Here is a 19,449-nt window from a genome sequence, read left to right as displayed (position 1 = left end):
ATATCACAGGTTATTAAAAATATAATTGGTAGCCTTATCTAATAGTACTTCTGGCAAAGTATAATCATACCAAAGTGCTTTTTTACCACCTTTCATCTTAATTATTTATAGATCAGTCTTATTAATTCTTCTGCTTTAATTTCTGTTTTAGGCTTCATATTATTTGAACCCACATAATGTAATAAAGATTGATATAAAGCATTTCCTTCTATGGTATTTTCAATTGCAGTTAAGTCAATAGAACTTACTAAAACACTTCCTTTACCAACTTTAAATTCAAACAATGTTCCTAATTTATGAGAACGCCACATATTATCAATACTCTGTACAATTGGCTTGTAACCATTTGGTGCATCGTCTAAAATAATTGGACGTGAGTTATGCACAGCACTCCACCATTGCCAATTGGTATGATATTCTGTAGGAAAGCCTTTTAATGCTTTGTGTTTATCATCAATTAACAAACCTAAAGTACCTGGAGAAGGCTCAACCCCTTTATTCACTGCTATTTTATAAAACATTTTATAAGACCAAAATTCTGTCATAAACAACCCTCCAACACTATTTTCTTTTATAGCATCATGTTCAGGAATCAATAATATACGTCCACCAGCTTCAAGTTTTCTCAAAGTACTGTCGTCTAATTCTTTTGATACGATAACATTCTCTGGTATAACAATGTTTTTCTTTACTGGATATATCCACAAGGGATAAGATTTTATAATTTTAGAGCCATTCAGTTTTAAATATAAAGTTGTTTGCTTTGCTTCTTTTAAGTTGGGTAATTTAATTTTTATCTGTCCTGCATTTGAAATCATTCCTTGTTTTGATGAAAACATAAATTCACCCTGGCCAATTCCTTTAACAGACCAACTTAATTTTCCTTTTAAGTTTTTATTCGAATAGTTCGCAATATTTATATCTGCTAAAAACTCTTCTCCAGCAGTTAATGTATATTGATCAAATTCGCCGAGTATTGTTATAGGAGCAGAAAATTCACGCCATTTTTTTGGAGTAATTGTTCTTTTTGACTCCATAAAAGTATTTAAAGGTCCAACAATTGCAGTTCCTTGCCCAGGATAATCCTGTAAATCAAGTAGCTGAAAGCCTCCAAAACCTGGGGTTCTAATACCTGATTCCATATCTTCACAATAAAGTATTGATGCCCATTTCCCTGTTGCTTTAAAAAAATCTGGCCATTGCTTGTACATTCCTTTTTCTTTAAGAAGTTTTTCTCCCAATTGTAAATTCCAAGCTTTTGTAACACCTTTGTATTTTTTTATTTCATTATAATCTGGATAATAAGAATATTGTCCTGTTTCGTGTCCGATAATGGGTACTTTTGTATTTTGAAGTGCTTTGGAAAAATTAGTACGTGTTGTAGGTCTCAAATGATTTACAATTCCACCATCAAATTGGTCAGCTCTACTATAAGAGATACGCGTATTATTATCATAATTTTCCCATGTTTTAGCAGATGTTCTTACTGTTGTAAAATAATCATCATTTTTTCCTTTTTTAGGATCTCTAAAATTATTATTAGATCCTTGTGCATACAACCTACGATTGCTATCATATGAACGAATTTCATCAACTAAACGCTCCATTACCTCAACATTTCCTTTTAGTTCATTTCCGAGTGCAAACATAACAAAAGAGGCATAATTACCATAATCATCTAAAATATGTTCTGAATCTTTCTGAAAATACTTTTCGGCTTGCGTTTTTATTTTAGAGTTAAATTTTTTTCCTTTTTTTGTTTTTTCAGATCCAAAAGCAACAGCATTAATATCTTTAAAAGACACCCCTTTTTCTTGTGCATCTAACTCTCCCCAGCATGGTAATTCTGGTTGCAGATAAATACCTACTAAATCAGCAGCTGCAAAAGCAGCTTCTGGAGGACACCAAGTATGAAAACGATAATGATTGATTCCATAATTTTTTGCTATTTTAAAAACTCTCACCCATTCTTTTACCTCCATTGGTGCATAACCTGTTAAAGGAAAGACACAAGCATCGTGTTTACCTCGTAAAAAAGTAGTATTTCTATTAATTACAAATTGCGATTTATTTTGGGTAAACAATCGCATTCCGAAAGATCGTTCTAATTGTTGTGTATCACCATTTTCTAACTCTAAGAAAACCTTAGTTTGATAAAGAGTGGGGTTGAATTCATCCCATAAAAGCATTTTTTCTCCAAATACAATAGTTGCTTCAACCTTCTCATTAGATTCGTTTATTGTAAAATCAAAAACTACTTGTTTAGGGGTATGTTTTCTAGCTGAATTGAAACTAGTTGTAATTATTTTTATTTTCCCTTTTTGAGCATTACCAATATTATTATTTAATGTCAATTCTAACGTTGCCTGCTTCTTTTTAAGATTAGGAAAAACACGAATTTTACTGATAAAAATCTTAGGAGTTGCTTCCAATTGAATTTGCCCCAGAATACCATTCCAATTGGTTTGTGTTGACTCTTCATTCATATGAGACCTTCCCGCAGGATGTTCTTTAACCATGTTATCTACTGCAACTATCAATTCATGTTTCCCTGGTTTAAGGTTCTTTAATTCATATAATTGTGCTGTTGATAAATAAGGATTGGTTCCTATCAATTTTCCATCAATCCAAACTGCAGTTTTTCGAGTTCTTTCCATTTTAAAAACAATTCTCTTATCATTCCAATTAGCTGGAATGATAATCGTTCGTTGATAATAAGCAGTTCCTTCAAAAGAATATAATAAAGATAGATTCCCCCAAACTTCATGATTATTATTTAGAGTTCCTTTTTTATTTTCAGATAAAGAACCAGGTAGAACTACTGAACTATCAAATTTTAAATCAGACAAAACAGGAATCGTTTTTAAAGACTTGTTTGAATCAAGCGCAAGTTTCCAACTACCATCTAGTAAAATTATTTCTTGACTATCTGAACTTAATGCATTTGGTTGATTTTTTGAAAAACATGCCAAAGAAAATAGTACTATAAAAAAAATTGCAATAGATTTTATGAAGTTTATAAATTTTGAAATAATCATTTAGTTTTTTTCTTTGTTTTTCTTTTTTGACTTTTTTTATCTTTTTCTAAATCCATATTTGGATTTAAAACTGGCATTTGAGCCCCACTGAAACCCGCCATTTTTGAAGTTGTTTTAAAAGTTTTTTTGCTTTTTTCACTTCTATTTCAGCAAGATTTTTAGTTTCTAAAAGATCTTTTTGTAAGTTGTATAACTCTGAATTTCCATCTTTAAAAAACTCTTTACGCATTGCCGATCCAACTCCTAGGTAATACTAATGTATTGCAGCTCCGTACAAAGGGTAAGATTTATCATTTAAAAAAAAGCCTTTGTCCTTATACAGCAACCGTTCTAAACCCAGTTGTTTCTATAACAATGTCTATTAACTTTTTATCAAGATATAACTCCGTTTTTACCGTATATAAAGCTGGATTTTTAACTACGATAAGAATACTTACCCTTTTTGAAAATACCAATCAGTGTTGATATCTCTTTTATTTTGTGCTTGTGAAAATATTTGTGTTGACCAACAAATTAAAAAGCAAACTAGTATTTGATGTTTTAATATCATCATATTTATTTTTAGGCTACTTTTTTTTATTTTTAACTTCGGGCCTTACAAAAACAGCATGACTCCCATTTTCTAAATCTCCATCACATTCTTTAATTAAAAGTGCTGTTAACTTTTTAACTTTCTTTGGGTATTTATCATTCAAAACCTTTTCTTCTCTATAATCATCTGGTAAAAAATACAATTGAAATATTTTTGTTGTTTTTTGATATCTTAACTTCCAACCTTCTTTTGTTACAATTGCAGGTCCCAAATTAGAAGCATAAACTGTATATTCATGCTCTTCACTTTTACCTCCAAGCAATGTCTTAGCGTAAGATTTACTATCCTTTTCATCGTAATTTTTACCTCCGATTAATTCTGATATTGTATTTAGTATGTCATAATTCGCAATAAGTTGATTACTTTCCGTTCCTCCTTTAATTTTATCTTTCCAATACCAGTACATAGGAACTCTTACTCCACCTTCCCAATTGTCTCTTTTTAATCCTGCCATTCCATCATTTCCATCAAAAATATCTCCATTAATATCACTATAATATTTGGTTGTAATATTATCAAATTTACCTCCTCCTAGTATACTTCTAGTATTTTCAGTTTTCCCTTCTTGCTTTGTGTATACTTCATGACCATTATCTCCCGTAAAAACAATTATCGTATTGTCTAAAATCCCAAGCTTATCTAAATGATGGTATATTTTCCCTACACTTTCGTCTAGTAATTTTACCATGGTTCCATATTCTTTTTCAAACTCTGTTAAATTGGGATTGTTTTTTAGTTCTGGATCTACAGCAGGAACAGATATTGGTCCATGAGGCAATTGTGTTGGATAATAAATAAAGAAAGGCCTATCGGTCTTCTTTGGATTATTCTCATCAATAAAACCAAGCATTTTTTCTATAAAAATATCTTCCGAATATTTTACTTTACCTGTCATATCCCATCTTTCTTTATAATTCTCAGGAGACTCACTTTCAAACGTTTTACCGCAATCAATACGCGTATTTCCAGGTATTTCTACAAGTTTTCCATTTTCGAATAAAAAAGGAGGAAAAAATCCATGACACCTAACATGGTCATAATAACCAAAATGATAATCCCAACCATGACTTTTCACTCTTTGCGCAGTTGTTGCAAAACCCCATTCTAGTTTTCCAAATTCTGCGGTTGTGTACCCTTGTTTTTGTGCAACTGTACCTAAAAATATTTCGTTTTCTTTTGCAGGCTTAGATACTTTATCAATTTTCTTATAAATTTCCTCTAAATTAATTTCTTTGGCCTCTTTTACATAAATACCTGCTTTTGTAAGTGACCATGGTTGCATATGTGCATCATGCATACCACTTATTAAACTAGCACGTGCAGGTGCACAAAACTGACATCCATACACATTGTTAAAACGCATACCTTTGTCAGCTAACTTATCAATATTAGGTGTAGTTAAATACTTTTGTCCGTAATTACCTAACATTCCTCTTCCTAAATCATCTGCATAAATTAAGATAATATTTGGTTTTATATTCTTCTTTTTCTGTGCATTTATTGTTGAAATACCTAACAAAAATAAATACGTAATTACTCTAATGATTTTCATAAAATTATAATTATATGGCTATTATTTATTCTAAGATTATTGGTTTCTTCTGTAACAATATAGGTTCATCATAATCTTTCATTCTTTGTTTCAAAATTTTCATCAGTATGGATTATTAAAATATTTTATTTTTCATCAAACACATCATTTTTTGTTTGCTTTAATAACTTAATGGTACCATCATCATTATAATATAGTTTATCAACGCAAACATTTCTCATATGTCCATTTCCCTTTTCACCTTTGGCATTTACAAAATTTCCTAAATGATAAAAATAATACCAGTCTCCTTTAAACGCTACTATAGCATGATGATCTTGAGATCCTGGAGGCTAAGGGTTTACAGGTCCTTTATATTCAAACGGTCCATAAGGATTGTCTCCTATAGAATAAAAACCATGGTTTATTTCTTCCTTATGATTTGTATATGAATAATAGTACTTACCATTACGTTTATGCATAAATGCCCCTTCCATTATTTTCTCATTTCCTGCATTAATACGTTTAGGTTTTTCAGCTAAGGTTAACATATCATCAGATAATTTTGCAACCATCATTCTTCCAAAATAAAGATAAGCCTGACCATCATCATCTATAAAACACATCGGATCAATTCCACTAGTTCCTTCAATAAAATTTGGTTCTGCTACAAAAGGTCCTTGTGGAAATTTACTAGTAGCTACTCCAGTTCTAAATTTGTTTTCTTTATCCATATGAGGAAAATACAAATAGTAAATTCCGTTTTTGTAAGCTCCTCCTGGTGCCCACATAAAACCACCTTCTTTAAGTCCCCACTCAACATTTTTTGAATGTAATATTTCTCCATGATCAGTCCAATCAATCATATTTTCAGTAGAAAACACATGATATCCGTCCATTTTATTATATACATGCCACGGAGCTGTAATTAGAGTACTATCTGGAACATGATCTTGTGATGTATACACCCACAATTTTCCATCTTTCCAAACATGAGCATCTGGATCGGCTGTTCTTATATGTTTTACAAAAGGATTTGTTTCTGCCTTAAACATATAAGGATATGTAATTTTACTTTGTTCTAATTTACAAGAAATCATTAATAAAACCACAACTAAATTGACAACAAACATTTTAACTCTAACAATCATATCATTATTATTTACTATAATTTAAAATAGCTTCGCAAGGATCAAACTCGTTAAAATAGACCTAATTATAAGATTATTTAACTAAAAAAAAATCAGTTTCAATTACATTATTACTATTCCCTCCTACAAACACTTTAAATTCTCCTGGTTCAGCAACAAAATCCATATCTATATTATGAAATCTAAAATCATCACTTATTAACTTAAAAGTGACTACTTTTTCTTCTCCTGCTTTTAAAAATACTTTTTCAAAACCTTTTAATTCTTTTACAGGTCGAGTAACACTTCCAAAAAGATCTCTAACATATAGCTGAGCAACTTCGGAACCATCGTATTTTCCTGTGTTTTTTAGTTTCACACGAACTTCAAATTCTTCATCAAAACCTACTCCTTTTTTACTTAAAATTAAATCAGAGTATTGAAACGTTGTATAACTTAAACCAAAACCAAACGGATAATATGGACGGTTTGGAACATCTAAATACTTTGTTTGCCAGTTAAATGAATCTTCTCTAATTGGACGTCCTGTATTTTTATAATTATAATACATTGGTGTTTGACCTACATGTATTGGAAAAGAAACAGGAAGTTTTCCTGAAGGATTATAGTTTCCAAAAATAACATCAGCTAAAGCATTTCCTGCTTGTACACCTGGAAACCAAGCTTCCAAAATAGAGGGAACGTTTTCTGAAATCCATGGCATAGTTAACGGCCTACCATTAAATAAAACCACAACAATTGGCTTGTTTAATTTAGATAATTCTTTTGCCAATTCTACTTGTACTCCTGGTATATTAATATCTGCTCTATTTCTATTTTCTGCACTCATACCAAAGCCTTCTCCAATTGCTAAAACAATCACATCTGATTTTTTAGCAATTTCAATTGCTTTACCAAACTTACTTTTATTATCACCTTCTATTTCACAACCTTTGGCATATAATACCTCACTTTTTCTAGCCACTGAATTTTTCAACCCATCTAACAATGTAATTACATCTTTTGGTTCTCCCTTGGCTTTCCAACCAGCAATCATATCTCTTTTAGAATCTGCTAAAGGGCCTATAACAGCAATTTTTTTAATTTCTTTATTAAGTGGTAAAATTTGTTTTTCATTTTTTAATAACACGAATGATTTACGTGCAGCATCTCTAGCAATATCTTTATGTTCTTTTGAAAGTATCATCTCTTTCTCTCGCTTATTATCACAATACTTAAAAGGATCATCAAAAAGACCTAACTTAAATTTGACACGAAGAATTCTACGAACAGAATTATTCACCTTAACCATGGGTACATCACCTGCATGTATTGCTTTTTTTAATTCATTATAATAAGATAATGAACTCATATCCATATCACACCCTGCATTAACAGCAAGTTTAGTTGCTTCATATTCGTTTTCAGTAAAACCATGATTGATCATTTCTGCTACTGAATTTGCATCAGAAACTACAAAACCATCAAACCCCCATTCTTTGCGTAAAATCTGATCTAATAAAAATTTATTTCCTGTTGCTGGCACTCCTGAAATTTCATTAAAACCACTCATAAATGTTTGCACTCCTGCGTCTAGAGCAGCTTTAAAAGGAGGTAAATAAATGTCACGTAATGTACGTTCAGATACATCTACAGTATTGTAATCACGTCCACCTTCAGCAGCTCCGTAGGCTGCAAAATGTTTTGCACAAGCGGCAATGGTATTATTAGCAGATAAATCATTCCCTTGAAAACCATGTACTCTAGCGGCGGCTATTTTTGATCCCAAATAAGGATCTTCACCCGCTCCTTCCATAATTCTACCCCATCTAGAATCTCTAGCAATGTCTACCATAGGAGCAAATGTCCAATGTTGACCCGCAGCAGAAGCCTCTATTGCAGCAATTCTAGCTCCTTTTTCTATTGCTTCTAAATCCCAAGAAGCTGACTCTGCTAACGGTATAGGGAAAATTGTTTTCCAACCATGAATTACATCATAACCAAATAGTAAAGGAATTCCTAATCGTGTTTCTTCAACAGCAAGTTTCTGTAAAGTTCTGGTATAATCAACACCAGAAGCATTTAAAACAGAACCAAGCATTCCTTTTTTAATTATTTTTTCGAACTCTGGTTCATAAGTATTAGGTCCAGTAATAGCACTACGTCCATTTACTTGATTCATCTGACCTATTTTTTCTTGTAAGGTCATTAGACTCATCACTGAATCTATTCGTTGTTCTATGCTTTTTTCTTGAGCGCTTAAGACTCCAAGAGTTAAAAATGCTATTAGTATGCTAATATTTTTCATTTGTTTTATTTCTGGTTTATTGTTTTTTAGTGCTTCTTTTTCTTTTTAGACGGGTTTGGTTTGTAAGTATCACTATACTCACGTAATTTACGACTCATCCTATCTATCAATTTCTTATACTTTTTATCCTCAGCTAGATTTGTGACTTCTTCAGGGTCGTTCACATGATTGTAAAGTTCTCTTCCCGCCTCTCCTTTATTCCATTCTGTATACCTCCATTTTTTGGTACGTAAAGAATACCCTTGTTCATTTGGTTTGTAATGAATTTGTGTGATGGCAAAATCTTTCCAATCTTTTGATTTCCCAGTTAACAATGGACGCATACTATTTCCATCCAACTCTTTTGGAACATTAAAACCAGCATAATCGACGATTGTTGGGTACATGTCAATTAATTCCACAGGTTCTTTTGAAATTTCTCCTTCTGGTCCTTTAGGAACCTTTACAAACAAAGGAACTCGTGCTGAACGTTCAAAAGCTTTACGTTTATACCAAAGTCCTTTTTCGCCAAGAAAGTAACCATGATCTGACCAAAAGATAACAATCGTATTGTCCATCAAGCCTTTTTCTTCCAACGCATCTAACAATCTCCCTATTTGCGCATCTACAAACGAAATTGAAGCATAATAAGCCAATTTGCATTGTTTGGCTTCTTTTACAGAAACACCATCAAAATAATAAGGCCATGCTTTTAAATCACGAGAAATAGCCATAGCAGGCACATCTTCTAAATCTTTTTTAGCCTCTTGTAAATCTTGCATTTCGATATCTTTTATATCATACATATCAAAATATTTTTTGGGAGCTATATAGGGACAGTGTGGATTAAAAAAACCTGCTGCTATAAAAAAAGGTTCCTTTTTATGTGACTCCATCATTTCAATAGCCTTAGTTGCCACCATACCATCTGTATGTTCTTCATCTTCACTCACAGGATCCCACCAAGCCATAGAAATACCAAGCTGTCTTTTTACTGCTTTAGTATTGTTACCATAACTTATAATTTCATTCTCTCGAGTTTTATCTATCCCTGCAGGATTAAATCGTTCGCTCCAAGTAGCCTCATCATCATGTCCGTTGGTTCCTATTTCAGATGGATTTCCATAATGATATATTTTACCTACACGACCAGAATAATATCCTTTATTTTTAAAGAATTGTCCAAGAGTTATAACATCTGGTTTTTCCTTACGGAGTTTATCATTCAGTCTAAAAACCCCAATATTATTAGGTCTTAATCCTGTCATTACACTAGCTCTACTAGGTCCACAAAGTGGTTGTTGACAATAAGCGTTGTTAAATTGCATACTCATAGCTGCCAAACGATCTAAATTTGGTGTTTTTACTTGAGAAACTCCGTAAGCATTTATGTCACAATTAAGATCATCTGCCGCTATAAATAAAATATTCTTTTTCTGAGAATTTACAGTAGTCATAGAAAATACTATTCCAGAAACTAAAACTCTCAATAAAAAACAATAGATATCGTTTTTTCCCCTCATTGATTTCCTTTGTTAATTCTAAATATTTTTAAAGTCGGTGCTAAATAACAATCAAATACATGAAGTACATTACTTTAACCTTTTAAAACGGTATTTTAGCCGTAAATCAACCGTTAAAAACCTATTTAAAACACTATAAATAAAACATCTAAAGCATAATAACTCTAACTAATAAATAAATTGATTTTAGCTATATTTGTTTACTATGAATGATATTAAAACCGAAGAAATCACCTTTGCGTTAAGTAAAATTTGCAACAGCAAAAGTTTTGCTAATTCTGGAAGGAATTCTCGTTTGCTAAAATTTCTTACTAACAAAGCCTTAAAAAAGGAATTTGTTAAAGAACATGTTGTTGGATTTGAATTATTTGAAAAAGATTACGATCCTAATGAAAGAAATAGTAAGGTTAGGGTTTATATGTATCAACTACGTCAAAAATTAATTGAGTATTATGCCAATGAAGGAAAGGTTGATAAGATACAATTTGAAATAAAAAAAGGACAGTATAATATTACTTTTAAAAAAATAAAAAAAAATAAATTTAGTTTTTCTCTACTAAAATGGATTGTATTATTATTTACTAGTTTTTTACTGTTTTATTTAATAAACACACTCCTAAAAACAGATCATTATTTATGGACTTCTTTTTTTAACTCTAAAAACAAAACAATATGTTTTATATCTGACCAATATATTGTTTCTAAAAAAGAAGGTCGTCATAATGTGTTTTCTCACATTTCAGAAATTGATAACGAGGCTGAATTGAATATTTACAAAGCTAAAAAAAAGGATACTGCTTATACTTTAGTTAATTTCTCATATGTTACAAAAATGGCTCCTATTGCTATTCAATCACTATCTAGAAAATTTTGGGAAAACAATGCTGATTTTTCGATTGAATTAGAAAGTGATTTTAAATATGACGATTTAAAAAATGCAAATCTTATTTTTATTGGTCAATTTTCATCGCTACACAAATCAGAAACTTTATTTTTAGATAACAGTAAAGTTTTTAGCAACAACAAAGGACGATTTATATATAATTTAGGTAACGAAACAATAAAGTATTTTAACAACGGAAAGTCTGATAAATCTCTAGATTATGCTATGGTATCTTACAGAAAAATGGACAATGGCAATAGTGTCCTATTTTTTTATTCAAATCACGATATTGGAGTAATTAGTACAACTAAAAATTTTACGAATCAAACTTGGCTTAAAAAATTTTATGCTCAATTTCCTAAAGACACTAAACAATTTAACGCATTGTTTAAAGTTACAGGTTATAAAAGAACGGGACTAAATTCTGAACTAGAAAAAATTGAGTTTATTGATAAATAACAGTTTATATACTTTAAAAAAAACAGATTAACTGTTGTTTTTTAAACAAAAATGTTTGTCTTAAGTTCCTCTGGTATGCTTACTTGAAAGAAAAAACTATATAAATTATAACGAAGCTTTTATAGTTTAGTTCTATTTTTTTTAATCACAATTTTCATATTCTATAGCATCATTTTCGGAGGAACTGTATTCGTAAACTGTTCAAATTATCTCTAGAATCATGTAGCATTAAAATGTTTTTTCGAGTATTGGTATCGCATTTTATTTCTATTTTAGAAATACTTTGAGGGTACTTCCACTCCAATACAACATTCGCAGGTAAAAATTCCAACTGCCAGTGATTGATTACTTTTGTTTCTTGAACATCTCTTGAAGATACATTATTTAATGAAGTTGCATCTCCAAAACTTGTTGAACTTGCAAATATCAACGATGATTTTCTTCTTAATTCTCGGACATCTATGTTTTTATGAAAACAAAGTGCTGCTGCATTTCCTACTGCTTGTCCCATTGTTGCACAGATCCCCTGAAAGCGCTATATGACTCACACTTATATTTTTTCCTGCAAGGATTAAATTTGGTACATTAACAGAATACAAACTCGGAAAGGGAATTTCATATACCTTGGAAAACTTTTCATAAAAAAACTTGGTGGATGGACAAGGTTTTCAATTCTTCCTGGGTTATGTTCATCTAAAGACCAACCACCATAACCAACCGCATCTTCAAAATGAGCATGACCTGTTAAGTCGCTTTCTATAAAAATATGATCGCCCATAAATCGTCTAGACTCTCTTTTCCATTTTTTTTTTAGCATAAGTACTTGGGGGGTACTTTAAATTTATCTTTAAACTTAGTAGAAAAATGTGTTCTACTTTAAACCCCTGTCATTTATAATCAAATTGACGACTTCCATCTGTTCCTTTATTATTAGATCTTTCTATTTCATCTATCCTTTTACTTGGTGCAAACAAACTTAATCTTGCTACATAATTATCTGAAATTGTTATATCTTGTGTATATCCTAAATTAGAAATAATAGATAAATCATCTGTTACTTTAACTTGTGTATGATTGCTAAAAGATAAACGTATTCTCTTTTTTTCGGTATTTGTATTAAAAGCCTTTAATACACCATAAACATCTTGAATAATAGCTCCATTAGTAGTAAAACTAGACAATTCTAGTTCTACTAGTTTTATATCTGACCCAATAGCACTATAGCACTTTTATAAACTGTAGCTGGTACTGAATTACCGTTTTCATACTGAAAAGAAACTCCAAGCGTAAAAGTAAAAGCCCCTGTAGTTAGTTTTGCATTAGCACGTACATTATATCTTTTAAAATCAGAATTGATCAATGTTGATTCCTGATCAAAAATACCGGTAGAAAAATTATAAGACTATGATTTATTGCCTTTTAAACTCTTTTGGTTGTTCTTTTTTTAACCAAGTAACTATATTTATACTTCTTGGAGTCATAGGGTAATACTCATTACTAACAGGTTTCATTCAAGTTTTAAATATGTTTCTTAAAGACTTTTTTTTGAGCTATCTACATAAAAATTTAGCTATAAATACAATTTAGATTAATGGAGTGTACTGTTATTACAGATTAAAAAAATATTACTTTAAATTTAGAAACAAAAAAAAACCTACAACAAATGTTGTAGGTTTTTTTTGCGGAGAAAGAGGCTCTTGAACCTAGTGTATCACAGAGTATTGTTAAGTACAAAATCCCTTTTAAATAAGGGATTTGTTATTTATATTTGTATTCTAATTCCATAAAATCTCACTTGTATTCACAAAAAACGGGTGTTTTTTTCGGTGTAAATTGCTAATATGATTCAAATAAAAAGAAACTTAATTCGTTCAATAGAAAAACGAAAAAAAGAGGGAATTCTTATTTCTGAAAATGTTCCTATTCGTCTACGTATAAACTATCATGGAAACAGGGTGGATTTACAAACAGGATATCGTATTGATATTGCTAAATGGAATAGTGATAAAGAAAAAGTAAAAAATGGAGCTTTTAACAAAAGAGGACAAAGTTCTTCAGATATCAATTCAGGAATTTCTGACCTAGAAATAGTTATTGAAGATTTATTTAAATCTTGTGAAGTAGAAGAAAGAATACCTACTCCTCAAGAAATAAAAACAATTGTTAAAAACTATAAAACTAAAGGTGTATCAGGACTTCAAGAAAAAAATGAAATTACTCTTTTTGAAGTCTTTGATTTATTCGTGAAAATAAATAAAAAACTTAATGATTGGAGTGAAGCCACAATTAGCAAACTCTTAACAGTTAAAAGACATTTACATACCTTTAATCCTGAATTAAAGTTTTCTGACATGAATCAAGAAGGACTTGCTGATTATTTGATATTTCTTAGAACTGAAAAACTCATGAGAAATAGTACCATTAAAAAACAGCTGGGTTTTTTAAAATGGTTTTTAAGATGGTCTAATGAAAATAACCATCATCAAAATGAGGATTACAAAATTTTTAAACCAAAACTGAAAGATGCTCCAAAAACTATTATTTTTTTAACAGAAGAAGAAAAGAAAAAAATAATAGAAGTTTATATTCCTGAATCAAAACAGTATTTACACAGAGTCCGTGATATCCTAATTTTACTTTGCTATACAGGTCTTAGATATTCAGATATCTATAATTTAAAAAGAAGTGATATTAAAGAGAATCATATTGATACTACTACGATTAAAACTTGTGATAATTTAATCATTGAATTTAATAAGTATAGTAAAGCCGTTATACAGAAATATAAAGATATTCCTTATGAAAATGAAAAAGCTCTACCTGTTATTTCTAATCAAAAAATGAATGATTACATTAAAGAATTAGGAGAGCTAGCAGAGATAAATACACCTACAAGACAAACTTATTATGTAGGTAATAAAAGATACAATGAGGATAAACCTAAGTACGAACTCTTAGGTACACATGTAGGCAGAAGGACCTTTATTTGTACAGCTCTGTCTATTGGAATTCCTGTACAAGTTGTAATGAAGTGGACTGGACATTCTGATTACAAATCAATGAAACCTTATATTGACATAGCTGATGAAACTAAAAAAAGTGAAATGAATAAATTTAATCTATTATGATTAAGAGTATATCAGTATTCACAAGTATTATTTTAAGGGTAACTCCAAATTCTACTTATTTCTCAATTGTCAATAAATTGCCAACCATGAAATAAGTGCTTTAACTTAAATACACAACTTAAAAGCAGAAATAGTTAAAACATCATTTCTGCTTTTTATTTTCTTTGGATACTATACGCAACATATAATATCATTATTCTGATTTTACAAGCCCTATTCTTAACTCCTCTACTATTTTAGAAATTCAATAATTGTACAATTCTTTATTAAAAATGCATATACAATGCACACATAGTGAGAACATTTGATAATTATTAATTGCTAAAAAAACAAATATGGTAAAAGAAAAAATTAATGTGAACAATATTGATGGAAATATTGTATTACTAAAAAAAGTGTATGATGATGTAAACAATTACTGGACGAAAGAAATTAATACAAAGGGAGATTCTTTTGACTTTGACTCACAAGACATATATTGTCACCTATTTAAAAACATTCTTTTAAAAGTTGAACTAATTGAAAAAATAGATCCTGAGCTAGAAAAAGAAGAAAGGAATGTATTACTAGAGAGTCTAAAAGAGTCTGTTAGTACTAATATTAATCTTTATGATAAATACATTTCTTCTTTTGAAAAACTTCCAAGACAAAAATTGATGATTGATGAATTTAGAAGGAGAAATTACTCAACAAGTGATAAAACAGACCATGAGCTTGAGCTTATTTTTAATTCTATGGCTGAACCAAAACTTAGAGAGGAATATTTTAATTCAAGCTTATATAAAGAAATAGGCTTTCTTAAACATAACTATCATGAAGAAATATACCATTATAGCCTGTATATAATAGAACAAATTGAGAATAATTTTAAATCGTACTACAAGTATAATTCAAATTATTTAATGATTCATCATAACATTTTCTTTAATATGGGAATAATTCACTTAATCGAAAAAGAATACTCAGGTTTCCTTTTTGAAGAAATTACAGAATTAGAGCTATATAAGATTTTGAATTTACAAAACTCGATAAAACATCTTAAGATAAAAGATATGCAAAAATTCTTATACATTATTGACAGATTAAATAATTTATTAGATAACAAAGCAAGTGCTCTATGGTTACCTAGTATTCTAAAAGAAATTAGAATTACCAAGAAATATTATCTAAGTAAATACAGATCTGTAGCCTGGAAAGGCAGTTCTGATGAGAATAAAGATTTTGCAAACAAAGTTGGTAAATTATTTTAAAACCATATGCATAAATTAGCCTCATAAGAGTTCTTTAGATTCAACCCCCACTCTACCCCCACGATAAGACACCCTATAATGTTAGTAATCTAGCATTATAGGGTGTTTATATTTCCACATACACCCCACCCCAAAATCTTCCCATATTTGTAAGTGTTCGAACGAATTAAAAGCTGATGTACACAGTTTTAGTTTAATCAAAATTTAACACTATGAATGTAGAAGTATTAAAGACAAAACTACTATTTCAATTGACTGTTGAAGAGTTTCTATTTCTCTTAAGCATCGATAACAAAACTAATGAAAAAATCATTGAGACAACACCTAGTACTCTAAATAACAAATATGTTTATGGAATAAGAGGTATTCAAAATCTTTTAGGATGTAGTCGTTCAACAGCTAACAGAATGAAAAAATCTGGAATTATAAATGATGCTATCATTCAAAACTCCAGAAAAATTATTGTGAACGCTGATATGGCTTTAGAATTAATCAAAGAGCATAACAAAAACAATAAATAGGTATGGAAAATCACTCAAAATCAAGAGAGGATCTTAAAAAGACAAACGCTGTTAATGACAATACTAACATCGTTAAACCTAACAAAGACTCTCCTTCATATTATGCAATTGTAACTGCAAACATAAGATATGATAAAAAGATCATCCCCTCAGCAAAATTATTGTTTGCGGAAATCAAGGCATTAAGCACTCAGTATGGATTTTGTTATTGTGGCAATCATCATTTTATGGAGCTATACAATGTATCTGTACAAACTATAAATAATTGGCTAAAGAACCTAGAAGATAATAAGTACATCAAAAGACATCTTGTTTACAAAAAAGGTACTAAGCATATTTTGAATAGGTACATAACCATAAATGGCATACCCTATTCAAAAAATATAGACAGGCCTATTAAAGAAATCTTGAAGGATACTATTAAACATAGTAATAAAATAAATAGTAATACTAATCTTTTAGAAAAAAAAGAAAATAATCAAAATCAAAGAGGATGTATAATTTAGAAAAGTTTAAAAAAATATTCTATTTGGAGTCTAAAATTTATTTTTCAAAAATGAATCGAACATTTGTTGTAGATAACAACAATGAAAAATTTCTCCATAAAATATCACTTTATTTTAACAATTCATTAGAGTTTGAAGAAAAACATAATGGTGAATTACGTAAAGGATTATTAATCATGGGAACTCATGGAACAGGTAAATCTTCTCTATTTAATGTTATTCAAAACATGAGTAGAAAAAATAATGATTTAAAACATTTGTGGCATAGAATTATTCACACCAAAGATTTTGTTTCAAAATTTGAAACTGAAGGGGAATTCTTCATAAACAATTACGTAACAGGAACGGTTCTATTTGATGATTTAGGTTCAGAGAAAATTGCAAATTATTGGGGTATTAAAGAAAATATAATGTGCAGAATAATAGAGCTACGCTACATGAATTATAAATCTAACGGACTTAAAACCTATATAACTACCAATCTTACTCACAAAGAATTACAGCTAAAGTATGGAGAAAGGGTGATGGACAGGTTATATGAAATGTTCAATTTTATGGAACTAACAGGAAATTCTAGACGGTTTTAAAAGAGTCTCGTTTAGAGAAAAAGAAAGTATTCGAGTTTAAGTTGTTCAACAAATTTGAACTCGAATACTTAACACCTAAATATTCTACAAAAATATGAGTAATTGATATTCAGTATTAAAAATTAACACATGGCAAAGAAAAGTATTATCATTAATGACACAGCTCACAATGAGTTAAAAAAATTAGCAAAAGGCTTCGGTAGAAATTACGGAGCATTCATAGAAGATATGGTTAATTACTTCAGAAAATCTGGCAATAACCCTTGCGATGTAAAAAATTATAGTGCTTCAGAAAAGCTACAAAATTTAGATAAGAGATTAGTCTCTTTTCTAAAGGTACAGGAAAGGGACATTTTAAAGCCTTTAAGACAAGAAGTATTTGATTATTATAAAAAACAAGAACACTTAATTTCTAACAATCAGACTAAAACGATTGATATATTAAAACAGATAGATAAAAATAACCACCTAAGAAATCAATCAATTTTACTTCAATTAGAAAAGCAACAAAAAGCTTTAATTATCATTTCAGACTTTTTAGATAAAAAGAATAAAAATGGACTTATTTCTAACATTCAAAATATATTTAAGTAATGCCTATAAGCAAACCTCATAGTACTTTAGGAGCTACCAATACAGGTAGCTCTTATTCTTTGGTAATGTACCTAGAGAAAGAAAACATCGAATTAGAAAAAAAATTAGACTTTAGCGAGTTTCAAATAAAAAAACAACCTTTTTTTAATCATGAACGGAATGATTTTAATGCCATTGACGTCATCGATAAAATAGATAACAATAAAAAGAAACTTGGAAAAGAGGATGCTAAATACTTTGCTCCAACAATTAATTTTAGTCAGAGTGAACTTGAACATTTATCTAAAATAGCCTCAAGTAAAGTGGTAAAAGAAATTTCGGAATTTAACACCAAAGAGTTTTTAAAATACAATAGCTTGATTAAACAATATGCTAAAAAAGTTATGGATAATTATGCTGTTAATTTTAATCGTCAAGACAAAGGATTAAAATCTGGAGCTGATTTGGTTTATTTTGGAAAAGTGGAACATTACAGAAAGTTTAAAGGGCATGATTCTGAAGTAAAAAATGGTAGTTATAATTCAGGGAACAACAAACCTGGTTTAAACAGCCATATTCATTTAGTAGTAAGTAGAAAGGATATTACTCAGAAAATGAAATTGAGTCCCTTAGCAAACGAAAAACACACTATCAACAGAGTAATAAACGGAAATAGTTACAGTATTGGTTTCGATAGGTTAAAATGGATAGAAAGAAATGAAGCCATCTTCGATAAAATCTTTAACTACAAGAGACCGTTGTTAGAACAATTTGTAAATCAAAACATTTTAAAAAATGGAAGTCCAGAACAAAAACATGAATTAAATGAAAAACTAGAAAAGTCACGTATTGTAACTAACAAACATATAATATCAAGATAATTTAGTGTTAATTATACCAATTGTTCTAAATGCTAAAAAAACCTAAAAAGCAGTAAAATCAGTTTGATTTTACTGCTTTTTAAGCTAGTACATCTTATATCATTTTTAAGGATATATTGACAACATTAAAAGGGAAAGAACAAACGATTTCTACGAAAAAACTTCATAAAACACTATCCTAATTATTTTAAATCCTTAATGGAATTTTTATGACAATTATTAAACTAATAAATAAATGTATATTTATTTTAAAAAAATAGTTTCGTGAATGAGTGCAATTTCAGCTTTAAGAGGATATAGAACGCAATTTTTATATACACTATATAATATAATTAGTGAAACTAATAAAACATATAAATATAAGCCTGAAGGTAAATACGAAGATTTAGATATATTCGATTCTAAGGGTAAATTAACAGAGATTATTCAAGTAAAAAACTTGAGTGAAACACTAACTTTTTCAAATTTATTCTCTTCTAAAGACTCATTTTTTTCAAGAGGTTTAAAAGCTATAACTAAAGATAAGGATGTAATTTTAAAAATTGTATCATTTGGAGCTA

At 29.7% G+C, this 19,449-nt stretch carries 19 protein-coding genes; 9 read left to right on the top strand and 10 right to left on the bottom strand.

Going from position 1 to position 19,449, the window contains the following annotated elements:
- Nucleotides 1-101 precede the first annotated feature (101 nt).
- The 6 genes from FHR24_RS15020 to FHR24_RS14995 form a co-directional block, all read right to left on the bottom strand.
- A complete protein-coding gene (locus FHR24_RS15020) occupies nt 102-2,972 on the bottom strand; it encodes a sugar-binding domain-containing protein (protein WP_167190859.1) in 2,871 nt (956 codons plus the stop codon).
- A 130-nt stretch (nt 2,973-3,102) separates the two neighbouring features.
- The gene (locus FHR24_RS15015) at nt 3,103-3,267 is read right to left on the bottom strand and encodes a hypothetical protein (RefSeq protein ID WP_167190856.1); all 165 of its coding nucleotides are present in this window, start codon (nt 3,265-3,267) and stop codon (nt 3,103-3,105) included.
- Nucleotides 3,268-3,604: 337 nt separating this feature from the next.
- Nucleotides 3,605-5,182 (bottom strand): sulfatase-like hydrolase/transferase, encoded by a 1,578-nt coding sequence (locus tag FHR24_RS15010; protein WP_167190853.1) that lies wholly within the window; start codon nt 5,180-5,182, stop codon nt 3,605-3,607.
- Nucleotides 5,183-5,514: 332 nt separating this feature from the next.
- Nucleotides 5,515-6,312: a family 43 glycosylhydrolase gene (locus FHR24_RS15005; protein WP_167190850.1), complete on the bottom strand. Its 798-nt coding sequence runs from the start codon at nt 6,310-6,312 to the stop codon at nt 5,515-5,517.
- A gap of 73 nt (nt 6,313-6,385) precedes the next feature.
- Nucleotides 6,386-8,599, bottom strand: coding sequence for a glycoside hydrolase family 3 N-terminal domain-containing protein (locus FHR24_RS15000; RefSeq protein ID WP_167190847.1), 2,214 nt, complete (start codon nt 8,597-8,599; stop codon nt 6,386-6,388).
- 26 nt (nt 8,600-8,625) lie between these two features.
- The gene (locus tag FHR24_RS14995) at nt 8,626-10,101 is read right to left on the bottom strand and encodes a sulfatase (RefSeq protein ID WP_208412379.1); all 1,476 of its coding nucleotides are present in this window, start codon (nt 10,099-10,101) and stop codon (nt 8,626-8,628) included.
- A 205-nt stretch (nt 10,102-10,306) separates the two neighbouring features.
- Between FHR24_RS14995 and FHR24_RS14990 the strand changes: the two genes are divergently transcribed.
- Nucleotides 10,307-11,443: a hypothetical protein gene (locus FHR24_RS14990; protein ID WP_167190844.1), complete on the top strand. Its 1,137-nt coding sequence runs from the start codon at nt 10,307-10,309 to the stop codon at nt 11,441-11,443.
- Between the two features lie 169 nt (nt 11,444-11,612).
- Here the strand turns inward: FHR24_RS14990 and FHR24_RS14985 are convergent, their stop codons facing one another.
- The 4 genes from FHR24_RS14985 to FHR24_RS14970 form a co-directional block, all read right to left on the bottom strand.
- Nucleotides 11,613-11,954: a hypothetical protein gene (locus FHR24_RS14985; RefSeq protein ID WP_167190841.1), complete on the bottom strand. Its 342-nt coding sequence runs from the start codon at nt 11,952-11,954 to the stop codon at nt 11,613-11,615.
- Nucleotides 11,911-12,042, bottom strand: coding sequence for a hypothetical protein (locus FHR24_RS15800; RefSeq protein WP_167190838.1), 132 nt, complete (start codon nt 12,040-12,042; stop codon nt 11,911-11,913). The genes FHR24_RS14985 and FHR24_RS15800 overlap by 44 nt, the downstream gene beginning before the upstream one ends.
- The gene (locus FHR24_RS14975) at nt 12,015-12,260 is read right to left on the bottom strand and encodes an FAD-dependent oxidoreductase (RefSeq protein WP_167190835.1); all 246 of its coding nucleotides are present in this window, start codon (nt 12,258-12,260) and stop codon (nt 12,015-12,017) included. Before FHR24_RS14975 ends, FHR24_RS15800 begins: the two co-directional genes overlap by 28 nt.
- Before the next feature lie 70 nt (nt 12,261-12,330).
- Nucleotides 12,331-12,624 carry a hypothetical protein gene (locus tag FHR24_RS14970; protein ID WP_167190832.1) on the bottom strand — a complete coding sequence of 98 codons (294 nt, stop codon included), beginning with the start codon at nt 12,622-12,624 and terminating at the stop codon, nt 12,331-12,333.
- Between the two features lie 660 nt (nt 12,625-13,284).
- Between FHR24_RS14970 and FHR24_RS14965 the strand changes: the two genes are divergently transcribed.
- The 8 genes from FHR24_RS14965 to FHR24_RS14930 form a co-directional block, all read left to right on the top strand.
- Nucleotides 13,285-14,571 (top strand): site-specific integrase, encoded by a 1,287-nt coding sequence (locus FHR24_RS14965; RefSeq protein ID WP_208412378.1) that lies wholly within the window; start codon nt 13,285-13,287, stop codon nt 14,569-14,571.
- Nucleotides 14,572-14,906: 335 nt separating this feature from the next.
- A complete protein-coding gene (locus FHR24_RS14960; protein WP_167190827.1) occupies nt 14,907-15,821 on the top strand; it encodes a hypothetical protein in 915 nt (304 codons plus the stop codon).
- Between the two features lie 212 nt (nt 15,822-16,033).
- Nucleotides 16,034-16,342, top strand: coding sequence for a DUF3853 family protein (locus tag FHR24_RS14955; protein ID WP_167190824.1), 309 nt, complete (start codon nt 16,034-16,036; stop codon nt 16,340-16,342).
- 2 nt (nt 16,343-16,344) lie between these two features.
- The gene (locus FHR24_RS14950; RefSeq protein WP_167190821.1) at nt 16,345-16,848 is read left to right on the top strand and encodes a helix-turn-helix domain-containing protein; all 504 of its coding nucleotides are present in this window, start codon (nt 16,345-16,347) and stop codon (nt 16,846-16,848) included.
- A 50-nt stretch (nt 16,849-16,898) separates the two neighbouring features.
- Nucleotides 16,899-17,435 (top strand): P-loop NTPase family protein, encoded by a 537-nt coding sequence (locus FHR24_RS14945; protein ID WP_167190818.1) that lies wholly within the window; start codon nt 16,899-16,901, stop codon nt 17,433-17,435.
- 129 nt (nt 17,436-17,564) lie between these two features.
- Nucleotides 17,565-18,029, top strand: a complete 465-nt coding sequence (locus FHR24_RS14940; protein ID WP_167190814.1) for a BfmA/BtgA family mobilization protein — start codon at nt 17,565-17,567, stop codon at nt 18,027-18,029.
- Complete coding sequence (locus tag FHR24_RS14935) at nt 18,029-18,889, top strand: DUF5712 family protein (RefSeq protein WP_167190811.1); 861 nt, start codon at nt 18,029-18,031, stop codon at nt 18,887-18,889. Before FHR24_RS14940 ends, FHR24_RS14935 begins: the two co-directional genes overlap by 1 nt.
- Nucleotides 18,890-19,157: 268 nt before the next feature.
- Nucleotides 19,158-19,449, top strand: a 292-nt coding sequence (locus FHR24_RS14930) for a hypothetical protein (protein WP_167190807.1), incomplete at its 3' end; no start/stop codon positions are given.

This window comes from Wenyingzhuangia heitensis (assembly GCF_011762155.1).
Lineage (GTDB): Bacteria > Bacteroidota > Bacteroidia > Flavobacteriales > Flavobacteriaceae > Wenyingzhuangia > Wenyingzhuangia heitensis.
The sequence above is the reverse complement of the archived record's forward strand: the minus strand, read 5'-3'. Positions and strand labels throughout refer to the sequence as shown.